The organism is Sphingomonas sanguinis (genome assembly GCF_001476905.1).
In the GTDB taxonomy this organism is placed as follows: Bacteria; Pseudomonadota; Alphaproteobacteria; order Sphingomonadales; family Sphingomonadaceae; genus Sphingomonas; species Sphingomonas sanguinis_B.
Genome location: NZ_LDTE01000226.1, coordinates 1 through 652, shown reverse-complemented (window position 1 = coordinate 652; position 652 = coordinate 1). Strand labels below are relative to the sequence as shown.

General features: G+C 62.7%; 1 pseudogene. It reads left to right on the top strand.

The annotated features are described in order from the left end of the window. Window positions 1–31 precede the first annotated feature (31 nt). Window positions 32–628: pseudogene (locus SB4_RS18735) on the top strand (dihydropteroate synthase); the annotation flags it as partial. Window positions 629–652: the final 24 nt, after the last annotated feature.

The following is a 652-nucleotide window of genomic DNA, read 5'->3' as shown; positions in this document are numbered from 1 at the left end:
CCCCTACAAGGGGAGGAATAGAGATCAAAAAATGACCCAGACCGCATCCTCCACCAATTTCGTCAATGTCGGCGAGCGGACCAACGTCACCGGATCGGCGGCGTTCAAGAAGATGATCCTGGCGGGCGACTATACCCGCGCGGTGGAGGTGGCGCGCAGCCAGGTCGAGAATGGCGCGCAGGTGGTCGACGTCAACATGGACGAAGGGCTGCTCGACGCCGAATACGCCATGACCACCTTCCTCAAGCTGATCGCCGCCGAGCCGGATATCGCGCGCGTGCCGATCATGATCGACAGCTCGAAATGGAGCGTGATCGAGGCCGGGCTGAAGTGCGTGTCCGGCAAGCCGATCGTCAACTCGATCAGCATGAAGGAAGGCGAGGAGGCGTTCCTTCACTATGCCCGCCGCTGCATGGCGTACGGCGCGGCGGTGGTCGTCATGGCGTTCGACGAGGTCGGCCAGGCCGACACCAAGGACCGCAAGGTCGAGATCTGCGCCCGCGCCTATGACCTGCTGATGTCCATCGGCTTCCCGCCCGAGCACATCCTGTTCGTCCCCAATGTCTTTGCGGTCGCGACCGGCATCGGAGAGGATAACAATTACGGCGTCGACTTCATCGAGGCGTGCCCAGCGACCGTGGCCCTCTGACCC